This window comes from Bacillus sp. LJBS17 (genome assembly GCF_019334685.1).
GTDB classification, from domain to species: Bacteria; Bacillota; Bacilli; order Bacillales; family Bacillaceae; genus Bacillus; species Bacillus subtilis.
In genome coordinates this window covers 2683511-2709088 of sequence record NZ_CP079759.1, presented here as the reverse complement: position 1 = coordinate 2709088, position 25578 = coordinate 2683511, and the positions used below count along the sequence as shown (strand labels likewise).

General features: G+C 42.4%; 25 protein-coding genes. 15 read left to right on the top strand and 10 right to left on the bottom strand.

The genetic code is table 11. The features are described from left to right. The first annotated feature begins 19 nt into the window (after nucleotides 1-19). Nucleotides 20-1774 (top strand): peptidoglycan D,D-transpeptidase FtsI family protein, encoded by a 1755-nt coding sequence (locus KXZ66_RS14070; RefSeq protein ID WP_024572771.1) that lies wholly within the window; start codon nucleotides 20-22, stop codon nucleotides 1772-1774. Nucleotides 1775-1838: 64 nt separating this feature from the next. Further along, nucleotides 1839-2540 (top strand): YrrS family protein, encoded by a 702-nt coding sequence (locus KXZ66_RS14065; protein WP_038829651.1) that lies wholly within the window; start codon nucleotides 1839-1841, stop codon nucleotides 2538-2540. Nucleotides 2541-2576: 36 nt separating this feature from the next. Here the strand turns inward: KXZ66_RS14065 and KXZ66_RS14060 are convergent, their stop codons facing one another. After that, nucleotides 2577-2780, bottom strand: a complete 204-nt coding sequence (locus KXZ66_RS14060) for a YrzA family protein (RefSeq protein ID WP_014477495.1) — start codon at nucleotides 2778-2780, stop codon at nucleotides 2577-2579. Nucleotides 2781-2972: 192 nt separating this feature from the next. Between KXZ66_RS14060 and KXZ66_RS14055 the strand changes: the two genes are divergently transcribed. The 5 genes from KXZ66_RS14055 to KXZ66_RS14035 all read left to right on the top strand — a co-directional run bounded on the left by KXZ66_RS14055 (nucleotide 2973) and on the right by KXZ66_RS14035 (nucleotide 6772). Beyond that, nucleotides 2973-3614 carry a class I SAM-dependent DNA methyltransferase gene (locus KXZ66_RS14055; protein ID WP_219144596.1) on the top strand — a complete coding sequence of 214 codons (642 nt, stop codon included), beginning with the start codon at nucleotides 2973-2975 and terminating at the stop codon, nucleotides 3612-3614. Nucleotides 3615-3634: 20 nt separating this feature from the next. Continuing rightward, nucleotides 3635-4330, top strand: coding sequence for a 5'-methylthioadenosine/S-adenosylhomocysteine nucleosidase (gene mtnN / locus KXZ66_RS14050; RefSeq protein ID WP_009967881.1), 696 nt, complete (start codon nucleotides 3635-3637; stop codon nucleotides 4328-4330). 64 nt (nucleotides 4331-4394) lie between these two features. Further along, on the top strand, nucleotides 4395-5318 hold the full coding sequence (locus KXZ66_RS14045; RefSeq protein ID WP_219144594.1) for an O-acetylserine dependent cystathionine beta-synthase: 924 nt from the start codon (nucleotides 4395-4397) through the stop codon (nucleotides 5316-5318). A 1-nt stretch (nucleotide 5319) separates the two neighbouring features. Continuing rightward, on the top strand, nucleotides 5320-6459 hold the full coding sequence (locus KXZ66_RS14040; protein ID WP_072175890.1) for a bifunctional cystathionine gamma-lyase/homocysteine desulfhydrase: 1140 nt from the start codon (nucleotides 5320-5322) through the stop codon (nucleotides 6457-6459). Nucleotides 6460-6541: 82 nt separating this feature from the next. Next, nucleotides 6542-6772: a YrhC family protein gene (locus tag KXZ66_RS14035; RefSeq protein ID WP_003237358.1), complete on the top strand. Its 231-nt coding sequence runs from the start codon at nucleotides 6542-6544 to the stop codon at nucleotides 6770-6772. Nucleotides 6773-6808: 36 nt separating this feature from the next. On the opposite strand, the gene KXZ66_RS14030 is transcribed toward KXZ66_RS14035, so the two are convergent. After that, entirely contained in the window at nucleotides 6809-7291 is a 483-nt protein-coding gene (locus KXZ66_RS14030; RefSeq protein ID WP_003229812.1) for a helical membrane plugin domain-containing protein, read from the bottom strand. 18 nt (nucleotides 7292-7309) lie between these two features. Then, on the bottom strand, nucleotides 7310-10252 hold the full coding sequence (fdhF, locus tag KXZ66_RS14025; RefSeq protein ID WP_080481283.1) for a formate dehydrogenase subunit alpha: 2943 nt from the start codon (nucleotides 10250-10252) through the stop codon (nucleotides 7310-7312). A gap of 315 nt (nucleotides 10253-10567) precedes the next feature. Here fdhF and KXZ66_RS14020 point away from each other — a divergent pair, with 315 nt between their 5' ends. From KXZ66_RS14020 to cypB, 7 genes are all read left to right on the top strand, one after another. Beyond that, complete coding sequence (locus KXZ66_RS14020) at nucleotides 10568-10936, top strand: Na-translocating system protein MpsC family protein (protein ID WP_003229814.1); 369 nt, start codon at nucleotides 10568-10570, stop codon at nucleotides 10934-10936. A gap of 262 nt (nucleotides 10937-11198) precedes the next feature. Then, nucleotides 11199-11999 (top strand): formate/nitrite transporter family protein, encoded by an 801-nt coding sequence (locus tag KXZ66_RS14015; RefSeq protein ID WP_003229815.1) that lies wholly within the window; start codon nucleotides 11199-11201, stop codon nucleotides 11997-11999. A 388-nt stretch (nucleotides 12000-12387) separates the two neighbouring features. After that, nucleotides 12388-12537, top strand: a complete 150-nt coding sequence (locus KXZ66_RS14010; RefSeq protein WP_004399102.1) for a YrzI family small protein — start codon at nucleotides 12388-12390, stop codon at nucleotides 12535-12537. Nucleotides 12538-12693: 156 nt separating this feature from the next. After that, on the top strand, nucleotides 12694-12852 hold the full coding sequence (locus KXZ66_RS14005) for a hypothetical protein (protein ID WP_003229817.1): 159 nt from the start codon (nucleotides 12694-12696) through the stop codon (nucleotides 12850-12852). 187 nt (nucleotides 12853-13039) lie between these two features. Continuing rightward, entirely contained in the window at nucleotides 13040-13582 is a 543-nt protein-coding gene (locus KXZ66_RS14000; protein WP_014477486.1) for a class I SAM-dependent methyltransferase, read from the top strand. A 221-nt stretch (nucleotides 13583-13803) separates the two neighbouring features. Continuing rightward, nucleotides 13804-14388, top strand: a complete 585-nt coding sequence (gene fatR, locus KXZ66_RS13995) for a transcriptional regulator FatR (protein ID WP_021480200.1) — start codon at nucleotides 13804-13806, stop codon at nucleotides 14386-14388. 15 nt (nucleotides 14389-14403) lie between these two features. Beyond that, nucleotides 14404-17568, top strand: coding sequence for a bifunctional cytochrome P450/NADPH--P450 reductase CypB (gene cypB, locus KXZ66_RS13990; RefSeq protein ID WP_128738069.1), 3165 nt, complete (start codon nucleotides 14404-14406; stop codon nucleotides 17566-17568). A 243-nt stretch (nucleotides 17569-17811) separates the two neighbouring features. On the opposite strand, the gene KXZ66_RS13985 is transcribed toward cypB, so the two are convergent. The 5 genes from KXZ66_RS13985 to KXZ66_RS13965 all read right to left on the bottom strand — a co-directional run bounded on the left by KXZ66_RS13985 (nucleotide 17812) and on the right by KXZ66_RS13965 (nucleotide 22630). Beyond that, nucleotides 17812-18102 (bottom strand): YrhK family protein, encoded by a 291-nt coding sequence (locus KXZ66_RS13985; protein ID WP_087614863.1) that lies wholly within the window; start codon nucleotides 18100-18102, stop codon nucleotides 17812-17814. 133 nt (nucleotides 18103-18235) lie between these two features. Next, complete coding sequence (gene oatA, locus KXZ66_RS13980) at nucleotides 18236-20140, bottom strand: peptidoglycan O-acetyltransferase OatA (protein ID WP_021480198.1); 1905 nt, start codon at nucleotides 20138-20140, stop codon at nucleotides 18236-18238. 111 nt (nucleotides 20141-20251) lie between these two features. Further along, nucleotides 20252-21109, bottom strand: coding sequence for an anti-sigma-V factor RsiV (rsiV, locus tag KXZ66_RS13975; RefSeq protein ID WP_049141086.1), 858 nt, complete (start codon nucleotides 21107-21109; stop codon nucleotides 20252-20254). Further along, the gene (sigV, locus tag KXZ66_RS13970) at nucleotides 21109-21609 is read right to left on the bottom strand and encodes an RNA polymerase sigma factor SigV (RefSeq protein WP_049141087.1); all 501 of its coding nucleotides are present in this window, start codon (nucleotides 21607-21609) and stop codon (nucleotides 21109-21111) included. The genes rsiV and sigV overlap by 1 nt, the downstream gene beginning before the upstream one ends. A 193-nt stretch (nucleotides 21610-21802) precedes the next feature. After that, the gene (locus tag KXZ66_RS13965) at nucleotides 21803-22630 is read right to left on the bottom strand and encodes a TrmB family transcriptional regulator (protein ID WP_004398526.1); all 828 of its coding nucleotides are present in this window, start codon (nucleotides 22628-22630) and stop codon (nucleotides 21803-21805) included. Nucleotides 22631-22784: 154 nt separating this feature from the next. Here KXZ66_RS13965 and KXZ66_RS13960 point away from each other — a divergent pair, with 154 nt between their 5' ends. Next, complete coding sequence (locus KXZ66_RS13960; protein WP_049141088.1) at nucleotides 22785-23417, top strand: LysE family transporter; 633 nt, start codon at nucleotides 22785-22787, stop codon at nucleotides 23415-23417. A 93-nt stretch (nucleotides 23418-23510) separates the two neighbouring features. Here KXZ66_RS13960 and KXZ66_RS13955 read toward each other — a convergent pair whose 3' ends face one another. Together KXZ66_RS13955 and KXZ66_RS13950 are read right to left on the bottom strand one after the other, a co-directional pair. Further along, entirely contained in the window at nucleotides 23511-24899 is a 1389-nt protein-coding gene (locus KXZ66_RS13955; protein ID WP_049141089.1) for an amino acid permease, read from the bottom strand. Nucleotides 24900-24937: 38 nt separating this feature from the next. Further along, complete coding sequence (locus tag KXZ66_RS13950; RefSeq protein WP_121517033.1) at nucleotides 24938-25078, bottom strand: hypothetical protein; 141 nt, start codon at nucleotides 25076-25078, stop codon at nucleotides 24938-24940. Nucleotides 25079-25578: the final 500 nt, after the last annotated feature.

Here is a 25578-nt window from a genome sequence, read left to right as displayed (position 1 = left end):
GTGGGTGAGGTGTTTTTTTATGAAGATATCGAAACGAATGAAGCTGGCAGTCATCGCATTTTTGATTGTATTTTTTCTGCTTCTGCTTAGGCTTGCAGAAATCCAGCTGTTTTTCACAGAATCATTTTCTAAAAAGAAAATTAATTTGATTCAAGAAAGCGTGAAACAGCGGACGGAGGAAGTGCTCATTTCAGATGGAAGAGGCTCTTTTTTAGATCGAAACGGGCGGGCGCTGACAGGACAAAGCGAGCCTGCGGTTGTTTTGTTCCCTTTTCTGCTGACGCAGGATTGGCCGATCAAAAAAGTTGCGGACATCCTCGGCATGTCTGAAGATGATTTGCGCCAGACACTAGGTAAGGCAAAAAAACCGGTCATTTTGCAGCAAAAGAAAATCAAAACACTTTCAAAACAATCTATCACAAAAATCAATTCTTTGAAATATCCCGGCATTTACGGCGTATATATGGAGAATGAAGACAAGCCCAGCCTTGCTTCACATACGATAGGGAGCACGAACCAAGATCCGGCGCTGCTTCGCAAGAAATATCCTGACAAGGAGAGCCTTCCGATTACAACAGAAATCGGAACAACCGGTTTAGAACGGACATTTGACGAGTTTTTGCTTCCGGAACAAGACACAAAGCTTTTATATCATGTGGACGGAAAAGGAAACCCTTTGTTTGGCATGGACGTCAAATATACAGCTGAAGCCAATACATTTTATCCGCTCCAGGTCAAAACAACGATCGATCAAAGCATTCAAAAAGCGATGGAGGAGGTATTGGATGAACAGGGGCTGAAAAAGGGAGGAGCTGTGCTGCTGGACATCGAAAATAGCAGTGTTCTGGGAATTGTAAGCAAACCAGATGCGGATGTGTCCCGGCAAAACACACTTCAAAATTATATGCTGACGCCAATCTATCCCGGATCAGTTTTTAAAACAGTCATTGCCGCAGCTGCAATCGAAAATAATATGGTGAAGCCTAGTCAAACCTTTAATTGCAATTTAAACCTGTACGGGGAACCGGGGGACGACAAAGGAACCTTGTCTTTTGATGAAAGTTTTGCACAAAGCTGTAATTACACATTTACGAGTCTTGCAGAACAATTAATGAAAAAAGACAGCTCGGTTATTGAAGATATGTCCGAGAAGCTGGCTCTCACTGATCGGGCAGGCTGGGAGGGAAAACTGTACCACGAAACCGATTTCCGCCAGCTGTATAACGAAAAAAGCGGCGTGATTTGGGGGGATGAAAAAGACAAATCAGTCAAAAAAGCCATTGCGCAAACCGCAATTGGGCAGAAAAATGTAAAGGTAACCCCGCTGGAGGTAGCCAATATGATGGCGACAATCGCCCGCGGCGGAGAAAAACGGCAGGTGAAAATTGCCGAACAAATTGAGTATAAGAACGGCACAACGCTCGTTACGTTTAAAGATCAGAAGCTCAAAGGGGAAACGATAGACAAATATACGTCACAGCAGCTTCAAAAAATACTGCGGCGGGTGGTAGAATCTCCTTCCGGAACGGGCAGAAGGTTTCAAGATCTTCCGTATACTGTAGCAGGGAAGTCGGGCACAGCCCAGACAGGCAAGCTTTCAAAAGAGAAGGAAACGCTCTATGAAAAATGGTTTGCCGGATATTTTCCCGCGGATAAGCCGAAATACGCTCTGGTTGTTTTACACATGGATACACCGGGAGATAAGGCTCTGACAAATTCGGTGTTTTATGATATTGTTAAAAAAGTACACGAAATTGAAATCAATCAGAAATAGAACAACTTCTCAGCACATGTTAAAATATATGCTGAGCCAAGAGGGATAAAGGAGTGCAGAATTATTGAGCAATAATCAATCTCGTTATGAAAATCGTGATAAACGCAGAAAAGCCAATTTAGTGCTTAACATTTTAATCGCAATCGTATCCATACTAATTGTCGTAGTAGCAGCGAATCTCTTCATTAACAGTCCTTCTAGCAAAGATGTCAGCAAGGATTCTGAAACGGCGCAAAAACAGGAATCTCCGGCTTCAGGAAAGACGGAAAAGAAATCGGATGAGGATATAAAAGACAGCAAGAAAGATACATCTGACAGCGAAAAGGATTCTGAGAAGTCTTCTGACTCTGATTCCAAAAAAGATGATTCTTCTTCTAAAAAAGATGACTCTGATTCAGATTCAAGCTCAGATTCAGCCGGTAACGGGCTTAAAGATGCAAAAGTAACAGAAGGCGGCTCATCGAGCGATGTGGAAAAAACGTATGAAAATCCTGACTGGAAAGCAGTCGGAACTGAGCAGACTGGCGAGCATGCCGCTACTTATGATTCAAGCTCACAAGACTGGGCTGAGATGCTGAAAGCCATTTCGTACGCAACTGGTGTCTCAACAGATAACATGACGGTGCTCTGGCTCGGAAATAACGGGAGCCCTCAGGATGCCAAAGGCAAAATTTTGGACAAGGCGACTGGGAATAAATATCAAGTCACGATTACATGGGTCGATGAAAAAGGCTGGAAGCCGACAAAAGTAGAAAAGCTAAAATAAACAAAAGCAGCCGGGTTACAACCGGCTGCTTTTGTTTTAGGCTTCAGCTGCGAAATGAACCACCGCGCTGTACAATATTCTTCCTTCTGCCACAGCAGTTTGGTGTGAAACAGATTTCACCCGGAGCATGATGGCTTTATTGTTTTCAATTTGTGTATTGATTTTCTTTTCAAGCTCCTGCAATGAAGCGGCTTCAAAAAATTCCACTTTGTCTTTAATCAGATCTAATTGAAAATTCATGTCTTGACCCTCCAGCTTTCACAAGTCATATGAAGTATAAGCTTTTTTGCGGTCAATGCGCAATATGAGATGGCATAAAATACACAAAGTGTTTTAGTACCTGCTTTTCAGAAGATGTGGTATTATAGGAACTGTTCCATCATTAATTCATAGTATGCTTATAGGAATTATTAAATATGGAGTGTGACAAATATGGGACGTGAATTTATCCCTCTCTTTGAAGATTGGGCAGCAACTTATGATCAAACAGTACAAGGTTTAGATATTCAGTATAAAGAAGCATTCAGAGGCTACGATCATATCCTTGATGCCATCGTCAGCAAATCTGGAACGCATGTGTTAGAATTTGGCCCGGGGACAGGGAATTTGACGGCTAAGCTGCTCGATGCAGGCAAAACTGTATTTGGAATCGAACCTTCTCCAGCAATGCGTAAACTGGCTTCTGACAAGCTTTCAGGCAGGTCGGAAATCGTTGATGGAGACTTCCTGACATTCCCTGAGCCGCCATTTCAGGCTGATACAATTGTCAGTTCATATGCTTTTCATCATTTGACTGACGAAGAAAAGCGGGCTGCCATAAAGCAATATGGCAAATACCTTCACTTGCATGATAAAATAGTGTTTGCCGATACCGTCTTTGAAAATGCGCAAGCGTATCAACAGGCTATCGATAAAGCTCGTACTCAAGGCTTTTATCAGCTTGCAAATGATTTAGAGACAGAGCATTATCCTACATTGGATGCGTTGAAAGAAATGTTTACAGCTGAAGGTTTTGCGGTCCGATTCACTCAGCAAAACGACTTCGTGTGGATAATGGAGGCGATCAAACGGTAAAGTGAAGGGAATGTGAATAGATGAGACTAGCAGTCATCGGAGCAATGGAAGAGGAAGTTACCATCTTAAGAAACAAACTTGAAAATGCAAAAACAGAAACGATCGCACACTGTGAATTTACAACAGGCGAATACGAAGGAACTGAAGTGATTCTTTTAAAATCAGGAATTGGAAAAGTAAATGCTGCTATCAGCACGACGCTTCTGCTTGACCGTTACAAGCCTGATTATGTCATTAACACAGGCTCAGCCGGCGGATTTCATCATACATTGAATGTAGGGGATGTCGTTATTTCCACTGACGTTCGTCACCACGATGTAGACGTAACGGCTTTTGACTATGAATACGGCCAAGTGCCGGGTCTTCCGGCTGCTTATGCAGCGGATGAAAAGCTGATTAGCATCACTGAAGAAGCGGTATCTGAACTCGACGGCATTCAGGTTGCAAAAGGAACGATTGCAACAGGCGATTCTTTCATGAACGATCCGAAGCGGGTTGAAGAGGTGCGTGCGAGATTTTCTGATCTGTACGCGGTTGAAATGGAGGCTGCGGCAGTGGCTCAAGTGTGCCATCAATTTAAAACGCCGTTTGTCGTCATCAGAGCGCTATCTGATATCGCAGGAAAAGAATCACATGTTTCATTTGACCAATTTTTAGAGCAGGCGGCTGTCCATTCAACAGAGCTTGTGTTAAAGGTGATCAAACGAATTCATTAAAACGGGGAGGACGTTCTCCTCCGTTTTTCTCTAAAAACAACCTCTAATTAGGAGGAGGACATATATGACAGTGATTACGGACATTACCGAGCTGATTGGGAATACACCGCTTCTCCGCTTGAAGAACTTTGATGTTCGAGAAGGAGTCGCGGTGTATGCCAAGCTTGAAATGATGAATCCAGGGGGAAGCATCAAAGACAGACTGGGAGATATGCTGATTCGTGACACGCTCGATTCAGGCAAGGTGAAACCCGGCGGAGTGATTATAGAAGCTACGGCAGGCAATACAGGGATCGGCCTTGCGTTAAGTGCTAGAAAATATGGGCTGAAAGCGATTTTCTGTGTCCCTGAACATTTCAGCAGAGAGAAACAGCAAATTATGCAAGCGCTTGGCGCATCAATCATTCATACACCGCGTCAAGACGGAATGCAGGGAGCCATTCAAAAAGCCATTCAGCTGGAGACTGAAATTGAAAATTCTTATTGCGTCTTGCAATTCAAAAACCAAGTAAATCCATCGACTTACTATAAGACGCTTGGACCTGAAATGTGGGAAGCGCTTGACGGGAATATTCATACGTTTGTCGCAGGGGCAGGATCAGGGGGCACGTTCGCAGGAACAGCTTCCTTCTTAAAAGAAAAAAATCCAACAGTCAAAACGGTGATTGTTGAACCGGAGGGCTCGATTTTAAACGGAGGAGAGCCTCACGCTCATAAAACAGAAGGCATCGGCATGGAGTTTATCCCCGATTATATGGATAAGAGCCATTTTGACGAGATCTACACCGTAACAGATGAGAATGCGTTTAGACTTGTGAAAGAAGCGGCAGAAAAAGAAGGCCTGCTGATCGGAAGCTCTTCAGGTGCAGCGCTTTATGCGGCATTGGAGGAAGCGAAAAAAGCATCCGCTGGAACTAACATTGTCACAGTATTTCCTGACAGCAGCGATCGATATATCAGCAAACAAATATACGAAGGAGGCATCTGATATGAAGAAAAAAACATTGATGATACATGGCGGAATCACAGGTGATGAGAAAACAGGCGCAGTTTCCGTGCCCATTTATCAAGTCAGCACGTACAAGCAGCCGAAAGCAGGACAGCATACAGGCTACGAGTATTCAAGAACGGCCAATCCGACTCGAACCGCTCTCGAAGCACTTGTGACAGAACTGGAAAGCGGGGAAGCAGGCTATGCGTTCAGCTCAGGAATGGCTGCCATTACAGCGGTTATGATGCTGTTTAACAGCGGAGATCATGTCGTGTTGACTGATGATGTGTACGGCGGAACATATCGCGTGATGACAAAGGTGCTTAACCGTCTTGGCATTGAATCAACATTTGTTGATACGAGCAGCAAGGAAGAAGTTGAAAAAGCGATTCGCCCTAATACAAAAGCCATTTATATTGAAACACCGACAAACCCGTTGCTCAAAATCACCGACCTGACGCTCATGGCTGATATCGCAAAAAAAGCGGGTGTTCTGCTTATTGTAGACAATACCTTTAACACTCCTTATTTTCAGCAGCCGCTTACTTTAGGCGCTGATATCGTACTTCACAGTGCGACAAAATATCTTGGCGGACACAGTGATGTCGTCGGAGGTTTAGTTGTGACAGCTTCGAAAGAGCTTGGAGAAGAGCTGCATTTTGTGCAAAACTCCACAGGCGGCGTGCTTGGCCCTCAAGATTCCTGGCTGTTAATGAGAGGAATCAAAACGTTGGGACTCAGAATGGAAGCGATCGATCAAAATGCGCGGAAAATCGCAAGCTTTCTTGAGAATCACCCTGCTGTCCAAACGTTATATTACCCTGGTTCTTCAAATCATCCCGGACATGAGCTTGCAAAAACGCAAGGATCGGGCTTCGGCGGCATGATCTCCTTTGATATTGGCAGTGAAGAACGGGTTGATGCGTTTTTAGGAAATCTGAAACTGTTTACCATTGCTGAAAGCCTGGGGGCGGTTGAAAGCTTAATTTCTGTTCCTTCAAGAATGACACATGCCTCTATTCCGAGAGAACGCCGGCTTGAGCTCGGCATTACGGACGGCTTGATCAGAATTTCTGTAGGAATTGAAGATGCGGAAGACTTGTTGGAAGATATCGGCCAAGCGCTTGAAAATATATAACAAATGGATAGAATTACTTTCTCTGTAAGCCGCCGGATTATATTATAATAGTCGTATACTATGAATCTGGCAGGTGATTCTTTTGAACAAAAATAGAATGAAATCTTTAAAAGAAGACTACAAGCATTTTGCTTTTACATTGCTTGCAGTCAGCACTTTTTTATATATAGGCGCAGTTCTCCCTGATCAAGGCTTAACATTAGGCCAGAAATCGACGATGTTTTTAGCGGATTGCGTATTTTTAGCCGGTGCCTTCTTTTGCGCTGACCGTTCACTTATTTACAAGAAGCGTTTGGAAGAAGCCGACGAATAAAAAAACAGCCATCATCAAGCGATGGCTGTTTTTCTGTTATTGTTCTCGAAGTTCTTTTCCCATGCCTTTTAAAAACTGAAGGCCGAAGCCGACGGCTCTGTTGATGTCAGGGTCGTTCATTGCTTTTAACAGGTCGAGAACCCCGACTTTCTTGTCTTCTTTTAAAAAGCTTTGTGCCTGTTCAGTCCCAGCCATTACGCTTTCTAAAAGCTTTGCTGTAAACTCAGGATCGGCTTTTGTCAATGCGCCTCCGGCGGCCATCATCGTGTTGATGAGGTTGGTGACAGGCTCGCGGGAAACTTGGCCAAGCGCAATCTTGGCAATGTCTTCCTTCGCTCTGAGCATGCTTGTTGCCGCATCAAAAATTCCAAGATCATTGAGTTCATTCATTAACGTCATCGTTTTAGAGACGGCGTCCTCATTTTCCGCCAGCAGCTCTTTCAGTTCTTCTATTTTTTCAAGCTTAATTTGCTCAGCTGTTTTTGTTTCTTTTTTGATCGTCGTAATCGGAGTGGCCATTCGTTTTCCTCCTATCGTTTAATCAGTCAGATGGACATAGCCAGGGCGGTTCCATTTTCTTTCCGCTTCGACTCCGTTTTGCGGATGCCGTTTTTTGTTGCGCGGATTTGTTTTTGGAAGCGGCGCTGTTTCACAGCCGCCAAGCACTTCCATGCGGACCTTTGTCTGTTTATAAGCAGGCGTGTTCGTCCGTTTATCAGCTGCAGGGCCCGTCAAGAAGTTAATCGCTGACTCCTTGTCTGTCGAGTTCATTGGCAGATAGAGTTCATTTTTCCGTACCCGATCTGTGATCAGCGCGTTCAATTTGACTGCTCCGAACGGAGAAACGAGCCGTACAAGCGAACCGTCACAAACACCTCGCTCTTGTGCAAGCTCAGGTGAGATCTCAACGAATACATTCGGCACTTTCGCTTGGATGCCTTTCGATTTATTTGTCATGTTTCCTTCGTGGAAATGCTCCAGCATCCGGCCGTTATTGATATGAAGGTCATATTCCTCCGGAAATGCCGCTGGCTCGGTCCAATCAGAAAGGGCAAAACGGGCTTTTTTGTCAGGGAAATTAAATCCGTCTTCATACAGAAGCGGTGTGCTTTCACCTGTGAAGCTGCCCCATAGGAAGCTGTTCCAGCCTTCAAGCACCTCATAGCTTGCTTTGGCAAACAGAGGAGAAAGACTCGCCATTTCAGAGAAAATGTCACTCGGATGGCTGTAATTCCAATTCGCTCCTAAACGGTTTGCCACCTCTTGAATAATCCACCAGTCCGGTTTTGCGTCACCAAGCGTCGGAAGCGCCTGGTACAATCGCTGGACACGGCGTTCTGTGTTGGTAAATGTTCCGTCTTTTTCAAGTGAAGGAGTGGCCGGCAAGACGACATCAGCATATTGAGCTGTTCTTGACAGGAAGATGTCCTGTACCACGAAGAAATCAAGGCTTGATAAAATATCATGCACATGGTTCGCGTTTGAATCGACCAGTGCCATATCTTCACCGACAAGATACATAGCTTTCATTTTTCCTTCTTCAATGGCATGAAGCATTTGAATATTATCTAAACCAGGCTTTCCATCAATCTCGACACCATATGCCTCTTCAAATTTAGCGCGTGCTTTGTCATCTGTAATATGCTGATATCCCGGCAGCCAGCCTGGCAATGTTCCCATATCACATGCGCCTTGCACGTTATTGTGTCCGCGCAGAGGATAAGCGCCGGCACCTGGACGGCGATAGTTGCCCGTAGCGAGAAGCAGGTTTGAAATGGCTGCTGATGTATCAGAACCGCCTGTATTTTGTGTGACACCCATTCCCCAAAGGACACAAGTGCCGTCAGCATCACGAATCATTTCAGCAATATGAATGATGTTTTCTTTTGAAAGGCCTGTGATGCGTTCTGCATAATCAAGCGTATACGTTTTAAGGGTTTCTTTATAATCTTCAAAGTAATTGACGTTCTCATCAATAAACGCCTGATCGTGCCAGCCTTGGTCGATCATATATTTCGTAACAGCCATCAGCCAAACTTGGTCTGTGCCTTGTTTAGGGCTGATGAACAGATCGGATCGCTCAGCCATCTCATTTTTACGCAGGTCAGCAACAATCAGTTTTTGACCGTGGAGCTTGTGTGCCCGTTTGACGCGTGTTGCGAGCACTGGGTGTCCTTCCGCCGGATTGGCACCGACAATGATGACGAGACCTGCTTTGGCAATATCTTTAATCGTGCCGGCGTCACCGCCCATGCCGACAGTGCGGAACAATCCGTCTGTAGCAGGAGACTGGCAGTAGCGTGAGCAGTTATCGACGTTGTTTGTTTCAAATACCTGACGCGCTAGTTTTTGAATGACGTAGTTTTCTTCATTCGTAATTTTAGAAGAAGAAATAAACCCGACAGAGCCTTTACCGTACTGCTCTTTAATTGATCCTAATCTGCTTGCGACAAGATCGAGGGCCTCTTCCCAAGAAGATTCCACAAAGGCTCCGTTTTTACGGATTAAAGGCTTTGTGATCCGCTCTTTTGAATTGACAAAATCCCAGCCGAATTTCCCTTTGACACATGTGGAAATCGCGTTAACCGGAGCATCAGAAACAGGCTGGATCTTTAAAATATCCCGTCCTTTTGTCCATACTTCAAATGAACACCCGACACCGCAGAACGTACATACAGTTTTCGTTTTTTTCGTTCTTGTTTCACGCATTGCCGCTTCGACTTCAGAAATGGCAAAAATGCTGCCATACCCCGGTTCAACATTTTTCACGAGATCAATCATCGGTTCCATGACGTCCTCTTTAATGCCTGTCATAAAACCAGCCTGCCCGAGCATTGATTTTTCCATCAGTGCATTACATGGACATACTGTTACACACTGACCGCAGCTGACACAGGAAGATTCATTGATCGGAACTCCCTCATCCCAAATGACGCGAGGGCGTTCGCGTTCCCAGTCGATTGAGAGTGTTTCATTTACCTGAAGGTTTTGACAGACCTCAACACACTGGCCGCAGGCAATACATTGGTTTGGATCATAGCGGTAAAAAGGGTGAGACATATCAACCGCGCAAGAAGGATCTTCTTTTGGCGTGTATGGGTATTTTTGATGCTCGATCCCCATCATTTCCGCTGTATTATGCAGCGTACAGTTGCCATTGTTGTTATCGCAAACTGTACAATACAGCAAATGATTTTCAAGAAGGCGGTCCATCGCTTCGGTTTGCGCTTCTTTCACTCGATTTCCTGAAAGATCAATAGACATCCCGTTTTCTGCAACCGTCGCGCATGAACGAACCAGCTTGCCGTTTGCCTCTACTATGCAAGTATCACAAGTTTGAATCGGGTCAACCTCTGGTACGTGGCAAATCTGCGGGTACTCAATTCCGTTTTCATTTAAAATATCTAAAATTGTGGCCCCTGCTCGTGCTTGAATTTCTGTTCCGTCTACACGGACACTGATCGACTTAACGTCCATCATATTCATATTCCCCTCCATCTTTCTTTCAAGAAGTCAAAAAAAGCCATGTATAGATACACCTGCCCTTAATTCTAAGAAGGTGTAAACACACATGGCGGAATAGTTCACTAGCAAGTCTTACTAACAGACCAATCCTTGATTTTTATAAAACGATAGACTCATAACAAGATCCTATTACAAATCCATCAACACTGCTTTTATTATAATGTGATATTTATTATAATACAATATGGCAGGAAAATTTTAACCAAGTGAAATGTCCTGAGGGGAACCGGGAAAAGCCTTTATAAGGCAATATCGGAAGGGGTAATCAGCATGTCTAAAAAAATTCATGAATTCAATGATATTATTCGAAAACTTCGCAAAGAATTGTTCGGAAAAGGGCCTGAGAGAATTCATACTGTATTTGTAGAAAACATGGCAGTTTCAACACTATACGGAAATCTGAGTGCAAGCGAGCAGTTTATCGCCCGCACGCCTGAAGGAAGAGAGATGGTACATGCGGCCCGGACAAGCCTAATTCAAGACCTTTATTCCAAACAAACACCGGAAGGAATGGAGGAACTCATGGGAGCTAAGCTAGTCCATTTATTTTCTGATATTAAAATTGAGGAAAACATCGCTGTATCTGTATTTGTTTTTGACCGAAAAATAGATGAGCAAAAAGAAGTTCTGCAAAGCTAGTATATTTGTCATTGACACAAATTTGTCACATTTGATATGATGTTGCTACAGTTATAGAAGGCTAAAGCAATGGAATGTATGCACGAACTGTATATATTCTCTTTCAATATCTTATATACTGCTTGATATTGTTGTATGGGTATGCATACAAGTTAGGCAGCATTCAAACGCCTGGTTTGACACAGGTTATTTGAGTGCTGCCTTTTTTATTGCCTTTCTTGCATAACTGTGAGAAAAGAAGAAGTAATGGAGGCGTTTTATTATGGCTTTTCGAAAACCGGATGAAATAGCGGAAGCAGCAATTGAAGCAGGGATGAAAAAAATAAAGCTCCCGCTGCCGTCACTGCTTGTGCTGGGGTTTTTAGGCGGTGCATTTATCGCGCTTGGGTATTTGCTTGATATCAGGGTAATCGGCGATCTTCCGAAAGAATGGGGGAGCCTGTCCAGTTTGATTGGTGCAGCAGTATTTCCAGTCGGCCTGATCCTTGTCGTTCTCGCTGGCGCTGAACTGATCACAGGCAATATGATGTCAGTTGCGATGGCGTTATTTTCGAGAAAAATATCAGTAAAAGAGTTAGCGATTAACTGGGGAATCGTCACAATTATGAACTTAATCGGCGCATTGTTTGTTGCTTACTTTTTCGGGCATTTGGTTGGATTGACTGAAACAGGTCCTTATTTAGAAAAAACGATTGCCGTTGCCCAAGGAAAGCTTGATATGAGCTTTGGCAAGGTTCTCATTTCCGCCATCGGCTGTAACTGGCTTGTATGTCTTGCAGTGTGGCTTTCTTTCGGCGCCCAAGACGCAGCAGGAAAAATCCTTGGCATCTGGTTCCCAATCATGGCTTTTGTGGCTATCGGATTTCAGCACGTTGTCGCCAACATGTTTGTGATTCCTGCTGCCATTTTTGCAGGCTCATTCACGTGGGGGCAGTTCATCGGAAACATCATTCCGGCTTTTATCGGTAATGTCATCGGCGGAGCTGTATTTGTCGGTCTCATTTATTTTATTGCATATCATAAGAAAGACCGCTCCAGAAAAGAAATGAAGCAGGTGTCATGACCAACGGGCAAATCCATTCGATAATTTGCACAATTTCCGTCCATTTTTAGAAAAAGTTGTTTACAAAATGGAATTTGGTGGATATACTTACAAAGTAAGAAAAAAAGCAAAGGAGGCTGAACCAAAATGACAATGAGAAAACGACGTCAACCTGTACGTGATACACATGTAAAAGTTCATGGTTTATTCAGCCTGTGGAAGAGTTCGTGTCCTTCCTTAACCGATGCTTATCGCACGCATTAAATTCGGAATAGTCGGACATACGCAACTCCCCGCAGGCAGTAGAGGCATTGGTGTCTTCTTTTGTCTGCGGTTTTTATTTGCCCGCAGCAGAAGAGTGTGCCGCGGGTTATTTCGCTTGTGCGGACTTTGAAAGGGGGTGAGCGATATGACGATTAACCTATTCTTTTTAACGTTAACGATTAAAAAACGGTTTAAAAGCCTGGAAGAATTCGAACGAGAACAGCAGATTGAGCAGATTTATGATGAAATGAAAGAGTCTCAGTTAAAGCATCTTTATTTAACAAACTGGCGCTAAAAGCAATGAAAAAAACTGAAGGGGGAATGGCATATGCTTAGAATGGAACTATTGATGCATTATACTATGGAGAAGGACCAAGTTTAGCGAAGCAGCTGTCAAGAAAATGCCTGCCTGCATACAATAAATCAACGTTACTGTGAGGCAGGTGATGGCATGATGAACGATTATCAAAAAAGACTGCCGTCGATTGGCCATGGTTATGCGTCCATGCCGCATTCCTTCAAACATGGTTATGGAAATCCATTCCGACAGCAGAGGCTGATGGCAATGCAGCAGCAAAGGCTGTATGTATTCCCTTATCATTGGCATTAGAGAGAGGGCAGAAAACATTTTGTTTTCTGCTTTTTTTGCGGAAAAAAATGAAAAAGTTTAGTTCTGTTGAAACATTTTTCAATCCATTGCCGTCTAGTTGGTACCTTCCTTCACTTTTAGAAATGAAGATGATGTTTATTTTTTTAAGATAATAATAAACATAGGAAACCAAAAGCAGGTGTTTAAATTGCTAGAAAATAGACTCTATAAACGATCAAATTTTTGGAAATTATTTTCTCGGAAATATAAGCTAACCAAAACAATTGAGCATATGATGATTGACTCTATAGATATACAAGAAAATGACAGAATTTTAGAAATTGGAATCGGAAATGGCACTGTCTTTAAAAGCATAACCAAGAAACTAGAAAAGGGAAGCCTAAAAAGCATTGATCCTTCAAAGCGAAAGGTAAGACAGATATCACGTGCGAATCGAAAGAATATGGGGAACGGGGAGGTTTTTCATGGCTATCCAGAAGACATTCCCTTTGATGACCGTACCTTTAATAAAGTCTTTTCTTTACATACAGTTCAGAGCTGCACCGATATTAGGCTTGCATTAAGAGAAATTTACAGGGTGCTTCAAATTGACGGCCGGTTTTATATCAGTATTGACACAAATACCGGTGAAAAAGAGAAAACGTATATTCAACTGCTGAAAGACCAGCATTTCAGGGATCTTTCTGTTATCAGGCGTGATTCCTGTCTATGTATTGTGGCTGTTAAATAAAAAATTTCTCGGGAAATATATCCAAGATCCTTACATTTGGATTTGGGTATATTTTCTTAATTTTTTATTTTTTGCATATACTTTATATTAAAAAAAGTTTTTTTCATTTAAACTTATAACAGAAGAGAGAACAAAGAGGTGATTTCAGACAGGGCAGACATTCTTTGTGAACAAAGGGAATGAATATTCATTCCGCAACGAATCGGAGGTTGTAACATTATATGCTATCCGCATCCAGCAGTAAATACGACATGATTATGAAAGCGTCGGTCTCACTTTTTACGGAAAGGGGTTTTGACGCTACCACTATTCCTATGATAGCTGAACGTGCTCATGTAGGGACAGGAACGATCTATCGTTATTTTGACAGCAAAGAAACACTCGTAAACGTGCTGTTTCAAGAAAGCATCCAGCGATTTACGGAAAAACTGAAGCAAGACGTTTCAGAATTGCCTGTCAGAGAAGGCTTTCACCACGTATTTTGCTGTCTCGTTCAGTTTACGAAAGAGAGCGACTATGCGCTTTTTTTTCTTGAAACCAAAAAAGATGCTCATTACTTAAATCATACAAGCAAAAAAATGATAGAAAATCTGACTCAAATGCTTGATGACTATTTTAATAAGGGAAAAGCGGAAGGCGTGATTCGCAGCCTGCCCTCTAATGTGTTAATTGCGATTGTATTAGGGGCGTTTCTCAAGATATATCAGCTCGTTCAAACAGGTGATATAGAGATGGACACTGATTTAATTACTGAATTGGAACAATGCTGCTGGGACGCCATTAAGCTTCATTCATCACAAAAATAGGAAAGGGAGATGTTAATGAAACAGGCAAGCGCAATACCTCAGCCCAAAACATACGGACCTTTAAAAAATCTTCCGCATCTTGAAAAAGAACAGCTTTCTCAATCCTTATGGCGGATAGCTGATGAATTGGGGCCGATTTTCCGTTTTGATTTTCCGGGAGTATCCAGTGTTTTTGTATCGGGCCACAATCTTGTGGCTGAAGTGTGTGATGAAAGCCGCTTTGACAAGAACCTTGGCAAAGGCTTGCAAAAGGTGCGCGAATTCGGGGGAGATGGCTTATTTACAAGCTGGACGCACGAACCGAACTGGCAAAAAGCCCACCGCATTTTGCTGCCGAGTTTTAGTCAAAAAGCGATGAAAGGCTACCATTCTATGATGCTGGATATCGCAACCCAGCTGATTCAAAAATGGAGCCGGTTAAACCCTAATGAAGAAATTGATGTAGCAGACGATATGACACGTCTGACGCTTGATACGATTGGGTTATGCGGATTTAACTATCGATTCAACAGCTTTTACCGTGATTCACAGCATCCGTTTATCACCAGTATGCTCCGTGCCTTAAAAGAGGCGATGAATCAATCAAAAAGACTGGGCCTGCAAGATAAGATGATGGTGAAAACGAAGCTGCAGTTTCAAAAGGATATAGAAGTCATGAACTCCCTGGTTGATAGAATGATAGCGGAGCGAAAGGCGAATCCGGATGATAACATCAAGGATCTCTTGTCTCTCATGCTTTATGCCAAAGATCCAGTAACCGGTGAAACGCTGGATGATGAAAACATAAGGTATCAAATCATCACATTTTTAATTGCTGGACATGAGACAACAAGCGGTTTGCTTTCCTTTGCGATTTATTGTCTGCTTACACATCCAGAAAAACTGAAAAAAGCTCAGGAGGAAGCGGATCGCGTGTTAACGGATGACACGCCTGAATATAAACAAATCCAGCAGCTCAAATACACTCGGATGGTTTTAAATGAAACCCTCAGACTGTATCCAACAGCTCCGGCTTTTTCTCTATATGCGAAGGAGGATACTGTTCTAGGCGGGGAATATCCGATCAGCAAAGGGCAGCCAGTCACTGTTTTAATTCCAAAACTGCACCGGGACCAAAACGCTTGGGGGCCGGATGCGGAAGATTTCCGTCCGGAACGGTTTGAGGATCCTTCAAGTATCCCTCACCATGCGTATAAGCCGTTTGGAAACGGACAGCGCGCTTGTATTGGCATGCAGTTTGCTCTTCAAGAAGCGACAATGGTTCTCGGTCTTGTATTAAAGCATTTTGAATTGATTAACCATACTGGCTACGAACTAAAAATCAAAGAAGCATTAACGATCAAGCCGGATGATTTTAAAATTACTGTGAAACCGCGGAAAACAGCGGCAATCAATGTACAGAGAAAAGAACAGGCAGAAATCAAAGCAGAAACAAAGCCAAAAGAAACCAAACCTAAACACGGCACACCTTTACTCGTTCTTTACGGTTCAAACCTTGGGACAGCTGAGGGAATAGCCGGTGAATTGGCTTCTCAAGGCCGCCAGATGGGCTTTACAGCTGAAACGGCTCCGCTTGATGATTATATCGGCAAGCTCCCTGAAGAAGGGGCAGTCGTCATTGTAACGGCTTCTTATAATGGGTCGCCGCCTGATAATGCTGCCGGCTTTGTAGAGTGGCTGAAAGAGCTTGAGGAAGGCCAATTGAAAGGTGTTTCCTATGCGGTATTCGGCTGCGGAAACCGGAGCTGGGCCAGCACGTATCAGCGGATTCCCCGCCTGATTGATGACATGATGAAAGCAAAGGGGGCATCGCGTTTAACAGCGATTGGGGAAGGTGACGCCGCCGATGATTTTGAAAGCCATCGCGAGTCTTGGGAAAACCGCTTCTGGAAGGAAACGATGGACGCATTTGATATTAACGAAATAGCCCAGAAAGAAGACAGGCCTTCATTATCGATTACTTTTCTCAGTGAAGCGACGGAAACGCCGGTTGCTAAAGCATATGGCGCGTTTGAAGGGATTGTGTTAGGGAATCGAGAACTCCAGACAGCTGCCAGCACGCGTTCAACCCGCCATATTGAATTGGAAATTCCGGCTGATAAAACATATAAAGAAGGCGATCATATCGGAATCCTGCCAAAGAACAGCAGGGAGCTTGTTCAGCGGGTTCTCAGCCGATTCGGTTTGCAGTCCAATCATGTGATAAAAGTAAGCGGAAGCGCTCATATGGCTCATCTGCCGATGGATCGGCCGATCAAAGTAGTGGATTTATTGTCGTCCTATGTAGAGCTGCAGGAACCGGCATCAAGGCTTCAGCTTCGGGAGCTGGCCTCTTATACAGTTTGTCCGCCGCATCAAAAAGAGCTGGAACAGCTCGTTTCAGATGATGGCATTTACAAAGAGCAGGTACTTGCAAAACGTCTTACCATGCTTGATTTTTTAGAGGATTATCCTGCTTGCGAAATGCCGTTTGAACGGTTTTTAGCACTTTTGCCATCACTAAAACCGAGATACTATTCCATTTCAAGCTCACCGAAAGTTCATGCAAATATCGTGAGCATGACGGTAGGAGTTGTGAAAGCCTCAGCATGGAGCGGCCGAGGTGAATACCGGGGTGTCGCCTCTAATTATTTAGCAGAGTTGAATACAGGTGATGCAGCAGCCTGCTTCATTCGTACGCCGCAGTCCGGATTCCAGATGCCGGATGAGCCTGAAACGCCTATGATTATGGTCGGGCCGGGCACAGGAATTGCGCCATTCAGGGGCTTTATTCAGGCAAGATCGGTTTTGAAGAAGGAAGGAAGCACCCTTGGTGAAGCACTTTTATACTTCGGCTGCCGCCGCCCAGACCATGACGACCTTTACAGAGAAGAGCTGGATCAAGCGGAACAGGACGGTTTGGTCACAATCCGCCGATGCTACTCGCGCGTCGAAAACGAACCAAAAGAATATGTCCAGCACTTGCTCAAGCAAGATACGCAGAAATTGATGACACTCATTGAAAAAGGGGCTTATATTTACGTATGCGGTGATGGATCGCAAATGGCTCCTGATGTAGAGAAAACTTTGCGATTGGCGTATGAAGCTGAAAAAGGAGCAAGCCAGGAAGAATCAGCTGAATGGCTGCAAAAGCTGCAAGACCAAAAACGTTATGTAAAAGACGTTTGGACAGGAATGTAAAATATAAAATCCCGCCAATCTGATTGGCGGGATTGCTTTGCATATGAGAAAACCGGCACGATAATGAAATCTACTGAAAAGGATGTTATAGGGAGTATCGCGCCGGCCTTATTATTCATATCGGCATGCAGAGGCAAAAGTTTAGTTCTTTTTACCTTATTTTTAAAAATAAATAGTCTAAAAGTCTTGTTTTTGATTTTCAACTCAGGCTTTTGGCATTTTGTTCTTGCTTATTCCTTAAGATCAGTCATCTGTTGAAGATTGATGCTTGAATTGCTGTTCCACATGCTTACGGTAATGAAAGTCATGAATCAGCCGAATGGTCGGCCTGATTAACAGCAGCAAACTTCCGATCGCAAACAGCCATATCCCTGCCGACATTAATCGGTCATAAAAAAAGAAAAAGCTCCCGACGAGAAACAAAGCACCAATGATAAAATCGTTTACTGTATAAAGAATCTTATATCGTTTTTTGAAAAAAAGTTCATATCGTTTCAGCTCTTTTTGGAAGTCATGTTCTTCATTTACTGTCACCATCATCCCTCCATTCTATTTTGGCTTACCCTTACGTAAACGGAATGTAAACATAAGGGCAGCCTTGCTGAAAGGAGACATAATCAACGATCAGAAACTAAAGTGAAAAAGTGATCCGCATAGGATCTCTTTTTTATGATTTCATCGCCTGAACAATAAGAGCGGTCAAAGCTTTTGCCCCTTTAGGAACCAAGTGAACACCATCAGGGGTAAAATATTCCGGATGCTGAAGGGCTTCTGTATGCCAGTCAACTAACGTAACATTTTGATGTGCGCTTGCCTGGTGCTGTAAAGATTCATTAACCTTGCTTTCCCATTGGCGGGGAACCCGTGTATTGACAAGATAGATATGGGCTTTTGAGAAAGATTGAAGCAGTTGTTCGATTTGGCTGTTTGTAAAGTAGCCATTGGTTCCAAGCTCAATGATGACAGCCTTGTTCGGCTGATTAAAAGACTTGTACTCCCTTGCGAGTTCCAAAGCTTGAGACATTTGTCTTCCTACCTTTCCATCAATCGTCACATGTGAAAGTGACTGACGCAGGTGTGAAGAAATATCAAGCATGACGGAATCTCCTATAGCTAACACCTCTTTCGCAGTATCTGCGGGTTCTTTCGTCTGTTGAGATTGCGTGTCTTTCTTTTTATGAGTCTCTTGCCCACTATCTTTGTTTTCCTTTTGACCCTGAATGGAATCTGTTGTTTTTTGTTCAGGATTGTGTTTTTTATCTGCTGCAGCGTTCTTTTTATCCCCAGAAGCCTGGCTGGTGTCAGCATTTGTTTCTTGTGAGCTATAGGTCCATTTGGTAGGGTGCTTTTGCTCTCCGGCTAACCCAGACAGCCCTCCTGCAAAAATAAGTATAGCGAAAATGACGAAACCAATTGACAGTTTGCTGATGACAGATGTCGTTTTCCATTCCTTGATTCTATGTATAAAAACACGGCGGAAAAATGACCTAAATCCCTGTGTCCGTATCGGCTTCTCAATAAAATGATAGGAAAGCTCGGCAAGTATACATGTCACAATGACCTTTAGCACGATATGCCAAAGAACAGGGTTTCCGATTTCTTGAACTGGCGTGCTTAACACAATAACAGGGTAGTGCCAAAGATAAATTCCGTAAGACCTCGTTCCAAGCCACCGAAGCGGCCTCCATGAAAGCAGATTGCCTAAAAAGCTGCTCGGATGGCAAACACATGCAATAAGGATTGCGGCAGTCACGCTAATGAATAGCATTCCGCCTCTGTAAAGAAAAGGCTCGTATTCATCTGTGAAATAGACACACAACACTAAAATACAAAATGCCAAAAATTCAGTGGCGTGCAAAGTGTGCTTCAGTTTGCTTGGCAGCCTGTTGGAAGACAGCCTTTTCATTGGCCATACCAAAGCCAAGGCACATCCGATGAGAAGTTCAAACGAACGAGTGTCTGTGCCATAGTAAACGCGGCTCGGATCTCCGCCAGGTTCATACAGTACGCTCATCATCACGGCTGAACAAAGCGCAAGCAATGATATCACCGCAGCCAATCTGGCGCGGCTTTTCATTATGTACATTCCAACAACTAAAAACATCGGCCATATGATATAAAATTGTTCTTCAATCGCCAGCGACCAAAGGTTTTTTAGAGGTGATGGGGAACCGAAACTATCAAAATATGATAGCTTGTGAAAAATAAACCACCAATTGCTCATATAAAAGAGAGAAGAGATCGCATCTCCACGTACAGTGTGCAATAGTTCTCGATCAAACAATACGACCCACACAACAGTGGAAAAGATCATAAGGTACGCTGCCGGCAGAAGCCGCCGAATGCGGCGCACCCAAAAGTCCCGAAAATCAAGATTGATATCATTTCCATATGCCGGTAATAGAATGGATGTAATCAAATATCCGGATAAAACAAAAAAGATATCAACTCCGATAAAACCACCGTTAGCCCAATTGAAATTTAGGTGATAAGCGATAACTGAAAGGACGGCAAAAGCGCGAAGGCCATCAAGTCCAGGGATGTATCGATGATGCTGTGTCTTGTGATACATGGGTATTCCTCCAATAGTATGCAAATATTCTCGTTGTTTTTGATAGCGAGGTTACGACCTCGAATAGAGAAGAGAGAAAACATCCATAATCTTTAGATGGATGTTTTTATTTTATCGAATATAACGTTCTCCCACGAGCAAGTTTGAAATGACGCTGGTTGGAATTGTAAACTCGGTAACGCCCATATAGCCGGGGGCGACTTCATATTCGTCAAATGAGATCACAAGTTTATGGTCTTCAGTAATGTAAAACGTCTGATCAGGAAGAATCGTTTTGAACGGTTCTGCATCCTCGTCAGTGAGCCAATATATTTTATTTGGATCTTCCTTCATTTGCTGTTTCATTTGCTCTCTAATATTTTGACTGATGACTTTAATATAGCGCTCATCTTTGAATAAGCTTTTTAATGTAAGTAAAATATCATTCTTTTTGTCAATTGTAATATAACGGCTTTGTGTGTAGGAAGATGCTTGTGTTTTTTCAATATTGCGCCGGATCGAGAGTAAATCTGGCGTGTCTGTGACCGTCTCGTAATCACTGTAGATGCTGAGATGCCCTTTTTTGTTTTTGGATGTGGACTGTATAAACTCTTTATACAGCTGCTGGCTTTCTTTCAAGTATTTTTGGTTAATGCTGTTTTCCAGCTCTTTATTAGAAAGCCCGGACAAAGCAGGTGTTTTGACATCAATGCTTGATTGGTCTTTTTCCTCTTTGATTTCAATAAAGGTGATCGCTTTGACGATTTTGCCGATGACAGGGATCTTTGACATAGCCTGAGCAGCGTCAGGGTTGATATTAACAAGCGCAGTGAATAAAATAGCTGCAGCGATTGCTGCTGATGTCGGCCACATGACGATTCTTTTCTTTTTTGGTTCTTGCTGAAGGGCTTTTTCAACAATGATATCCAATTCTTTAGGAATCGGAACATTTTTATATTCTTCTCTTAATTGCTGTAATCTCTTATCCATTAAGAAAGATCCTCCTTCGTCAGCTGAATGCGCATCAGCTTCAATGCTCTGTATAGGCGCGTTTTGACGGTATTCGTGTTTTCTCCTGTAATTTCCGCAATTTCTTCTAATTTGAGGTCTTCAAAAAAGCGTAAAATAATAATGGTTTTATAGCGGTACGGCAATTCGTCAAGCGCTTCATGGAGAGCAGTATCCTTGTAATGGTCTTCCTTTCCTTTGCTTAAAAATTCTATCGTTTCGTCGTCCATCACTCTTATCTTTTTTTGTTTGCGCAAAAAATCAATGGCTGTCCGCACTAAAATTTTATAAAACCAGCTTTTTATCGTCTCAGGGTTCCTGACCGTTTCAACTGAGCTCAGCGCTTTTTTTATCGATTCCTGAACAATATCTAATGCGTCATCTTGATTTTTCACATAACTGAAAGCCAACCTGTAGAAATCTTGCTTATGGTCAGTTATGCATGTGACAAGCAACGCTTTTGTTGTTTGTTTTTTCTTCATTGCAATAAAGGGCTCCTTTTTGAATATACGTATATCGTAGGCTGTTACCTAGGATAGACGCGGCAGGCTGAAAAATAGTTTGCGCAGAATCACATTTTTTTAAAAGAGAGAAGTAAATCAGCATGGGGGGTTTATGCATAAAAAAACAAGGCTTGTTTTGTACAAGCCTTGTTTTGGTTAAGCGATGCGAATATTATTCCAAATAATGTTTTTTGAAATCTGAATGGATAGAAAATTTACGGCGCAACTGGATGAGATTTTTCCCGAAGCTCTCTTCTAAAAGCTCTCTATGCTTTTTCAGAATTTCCATGAGGTACAGATCATGAATGATCACTTCAGTAATAGGCATGACTAAACCTACATGCATCGTCCATGCAGCACGGCTGTCGTTGCCAAGTGAGACAATGCCTGCTACGACTTCTGAATCATCTCCGCTATAGACAAGCCACCGTCCGTCATACTCTTCTGTAATTTCACTGCTCATATCATGAAGATAAACATTGGCAAAATCAGATACGATGTCTCCGTACGCAATAATGGTGACAATAACGCCTTGTTCTGCCGCCTGTTTGAGCTCTGCTTCTATCTCCTTAAAATCCTCTTTCCATATTTCTAAGAGGATTCTTTTTTTGGCAGATAAGATACAAGCCTTCACCTTTTCAAGAATTTCACTGCGGCCGGTGATATTCCAGATGTTTTCCCGGTCATTAGCAGTCTGCTCGAACTTTTCAAAATATTTCTCAGCCTGATCAAAATGCTCTTCCGCTTTGAGCCGGCGGTTTTTAATCAGTTCTTTTGCGGGGACAGGAACATACTGAGGCGTATTTCCATGACTGACAAAAACATCTCCCCTTATGACAAGGCTTTCCAAGACTTCATAAATTTTAGAACGGGGAACTCCGGATTTTTTGGCAACTGCATAGCCTGTTAAAGGTGATTCTTGCAATAATGCCAAATACGCTTTCGATTCATATTCTGTAAAATTGAGGTTTTTTAAAATGTCTAACATATTTTCTTTCATATATCCTCCAATATAAAGAGCAATCGCTGCCTTAGTAATCGCTATTTTAACAAACCATATTGATTTATTCCAAACACATTGATACACTTTTTATAAGTAGTTACTTTTGTAGTCACTATATGATTAAGGGGATTTTTTAAAGGGGGAGAGAACAATGCACAGCTTACTCGCATACATACCGATCGCTGCCATGATGGTTATCATACCGGGGGCAGATACGATGCTTGTGATGAAAAATACGCTTAGGTATGGCCCGAAAGCCGGCCGTTATAACATTCTCGGATTGGCAACAGGACTTTCCTTTTGGACGGTGATTGCCATTTTAGGATTATCAGTGGTGATCGCAAAGTCAGTGATTCTTTTCACGACGATCAAATATTTGGGAGCGGCATACTTAATTTATTTAGGTGTAAAAAGTTTTTTTGCTAAAAGTATGTTTTCGTTAGATGACATGCAATCCCAAGCAAAAAATATGGCAAGTTCTCCGAAACGTTATTATAAAACTTCCTTTATGCAGGGATCACTCAGTAACATTCTCAATCCTAAAACTGTTTTGGTGTATGTTACAATCATGCCCCAATTTATCAATTTGAACGGAAATATAAACCAGCAGCTCATTATTTTAGCTTCAATCCTAACCTTATTAGCGGTGTTGTGGTTCCTGTTTCTTGTTTATATTATTAATTACGCAAAAAAATGGATGAAAAACTCGAAGTTCCAGAAAGTGTTTCAAAAAATAACCGGAATAATATTAGTAGGTTTCGGCATCAAAACTGGTTTGAGTTAACACTTAAATGAAGTGAATGAAATTTGAAACCAAAGTTTAATTTGTGTTTGACCCATAAAAAAGACAAGGGAGTGAGTATCCCTTGTCTTTTTTTTATTTCATCTTATGTCCTCTGCGGGTTTGCACCTTATACAAAATAATCAATAAAACAAACCAGACCGGGGTGACAAACAAAGCAATACGTGTATCATTCGCCAGTGCCAATATGACAAGAATGAACGCGAGAAATGCAAGTGTTAAATAGTTGGATAATGGGTAAAAAGGCATTTTAAATTTGTTTGCTTTCGCTTCATGCTGCCTTGTTTTTCGATATTTCAAATGGCAAATCACCGTGATGCCCCAAATAAAAATGAAGCATATTGTAGAAACACTTGTAATCAGTGTGAAGACTTGCTCGGGCATTAAATAATTCAGACTAACGCCAATCAGAATGGCGATGGATGAAAAGAACAGCGCATTGCTTGGCACGTTAGAAGAAGTCAATTTCTTTAATAGTCCAGGTGCGTGATGATCCTTTGCAAGTGAATAGACCATTCGGCTTGTGCTGAATAAAGCGCTATTTGCAGCTGATGCGGCTGATGTTAATACAACAAAATTGATCAAACTGGCAGCCACAACGATGCCTACTGCAGAGAAGACCTGAACAAATGGGCTTTCGTTTGGATTCAACACATTCCAAGGATAGATACACATAATCACGAAAAGTGCGCCAACATAAAAAAGTAAAATCCGGACAGGGATTTGATTGATGGCTTTAGGGATCACTTTTTGGGGATTTTCTGTTTCACCTGCTGTCAGTCCGACAAGTTCAATACCCACGAAAGCGAAGACGACCATTTGGAAAGATAGGATAAACCCATGCCATCCATTTGGGAACATGCCGCCGTGGCTCCAAAGGTTGGTGAGGCTGGCAGGGCCGGAAGCTGCCGAAAAACCTTTTGCAATCAGGAAAATGCCAGTTACGATCAGAGCCAGTATGGCAATGACTTTGATCAATGCAAACCAAAATTCTAATTCTCCGAAAAGTTTAACGGTGGCAAGGTTCATGATCAGCAGGATAATAAGCGCAAGAAGACCCGGCAGCCATTGAGGCACATCGGGAAGCCAATATTGCGTATAAATGCCGACCGCCGTTAAATCAGCCATCGCGAGGGAAATCCAACAGAACCAGTAGGTCCACCCAGTGATAAATGCTGCCATGTTTCCTAAATAGTCCCTTACAAAATCAACAAAAGAGTGGTATCCCGCATTTGATAAGAGCAGTTCTCCGAGCGAACGCATAATGAAAAAACAAAATACGCCGGTGATCAAGTAAGCAAATAAAATGGATGGTCCTGCAAAATGGATGGATTTACCTGAACCTAAAAATAAACCTGTACCGATTGCACCTCCAATCGCCATTAATTGTATATGCCTGTTTTTAAGGCCTCTAGACAATTTCTGTTGCTGGCCAAAATTGTCTTTGCTAGAATTGCCTATCAATTTTATTTTCCTCCAGTAATAAAAAGATGAGTAAAGTTTTATCGGATATTATAACATTTAAAAGAATAGATACTTTTATTTTTAAATTTTAAAACTATTTTAAGTGCTGTTACATGTCTTCTGGCTCTATTTTTCACTCGTGATTCTACCTGAATAGCAGAGTAAAACAGGAAAGTCATTTGGACAATCTGACAGGCTAGTTTGAATCGGTAACGATTTGTATAATTGCATACCCACTATGTTTGAGACCTGCAGGGGGGATCAAATCGAGAGAATCGGAGATAAAGTTTTTAAGCTTACAGATTTCTTAACCTTCAAAGTGGATTGCAAAAATGACGAAGTTTTGCAAATTGTAATACTGTGGCGGTCACATATTGTGTCCGTCTTTTTAGTTGTGAGCGAACTTAAGGGGTTATATTTGGGTAATTTGTCATGATCTATAAGATTCATTTTTTGTCATTGATGATTTTGACATCATTACATTCTCCGAGAATGATAAACTGTTTACTGATTATTACTTTTGAAGGGGACTGGCCCTCCAGAACTGAGCATCTATCATACTAATATGAGATGCAAATGATTCAACATGTAAACATATACGCATAAAAGCCAGTTTTGTCAATCTGCTATAGAGACCTTTTTAAACGTGTATCAGCAGATAATCTCAACGCGGACTATA